This is a genomic window from Pseudoalteromonas luteoviolacea CPMOR-1, from assembly GCF_001625685.1.
Lineage (GTDB): Bacteria > Pseudomonadota > Gammaproteobacteria > Enterobacterales > Alteromonadaceae > Pseudoalteromonas > Pseudoalteromonas luteoviolacea_K.
Map to the genome: position 1 here is coordinate 1 of NZ_AUYC01000058.1, position 944 is coordinate 944.

The window sequence follows — 944 nt, forward strand, 5'->3', positions numbered from 1 at the left end:
TAAAAACGCCCGTCTTACGCAGCGTGATATACAGTGATAGTACTTGGTATCCACCAAACTAACCTGTCTCTTCCTTGCTATTGCCATAAAAAAAGCCATCCATACTTTAACATTCATTAAAGCATAGACGGCTTCTTACACTATTCCCAAATTAAGATGGGTGTCATGTTTATTTTCTCTGTTTATTTCCTGTTTCTTCAAATTAGAATGGATGTCACCTATATTTATTTATCTAAATAAGCTTTTACCAGTCAATTTTGTATTCCCCATTGGTGCTTTTTAATATCGTATTTTTTTCTACACCCAAGCTGACTTCTCCATTTTTTGTGTCAATAATAAAATATCCCTCAGCAATATCTAGTTCATTATGATCGGGACGTTCTGGTAAATGCCTTTTCCCTATTATTAAATGCTCCACCACTTCAACATGAAGAACATCAGAGTGTATAACAACTTCATAACCTTTAGTTATATATGTATTACTGGCATTAGTAGAAGATAAATAATACCCATTTACAAGAAACTTATGGGTTGGCTCTATACACCCTGATAAGATTAAAAGTATAAAAAAAACAAGTTTTTTCGTAAAATTTATCATTTGTAAGTTACCGTTTTCCTAAAGTTATGATGGATATAATATCGATTAGAGAATGGCATCTCGACACCACCAAATGGCCACCATGATCTGTGGTTCATGCTTAAAATATCTTCAAATATATCAGTGTAAGAAAAATTGAAGTTGCAAGTTCCAAAATTAAACATGACACCCATCTCTATTTATACCACAACTCCCTACGGGGAATTTCAGAACATTAACAAACCTCTCAAAAGTGCTTAATTCACTCATAAAGAATTAAAAATGACACCCATCTATATATACCACAACTCCCTACGGGGAATTTCAGCATAAAGAATTAAAAAAGAATTAAAAATGACACCCATCT

At 32.9% G+C, this 944-nt stretch carries 1 protein-coding gene and 1 pseudogene; both read right to left on the bottom strand.

Annotation, left to right across the window (positions count from 1 at the left end):
* A pseudogene (locus N473_RS26010) lies at nt 1–87 on the bottom strand (Mobile element protein); the annotation flags it as partial.
* Between the two features lie 157 nt (nt 88–244).
* The gene (locus tag N473_RS20655; RefSeq protein WP_063369573.1) at nt 245–598 is read right to left on the bottom strand and encodes a hypothetical protein; all 354 of its coding nucleotides are present in this window, start codon (nt 596–598) and stop codon (nt 245–247) included.
* Nucleotides 599–944 lie beyond the last annotated feature (346 nt).

Bases quoted from the DNA above. Each gene is read 5' to 3' on its own strand.
- N473_RS20655 (WP_063369573.1), bottom strand. From the start codon at position 598: ATGATAAATTTTACGAAAAAACTTGTTTTTTTTATACTTTTAATCTTA.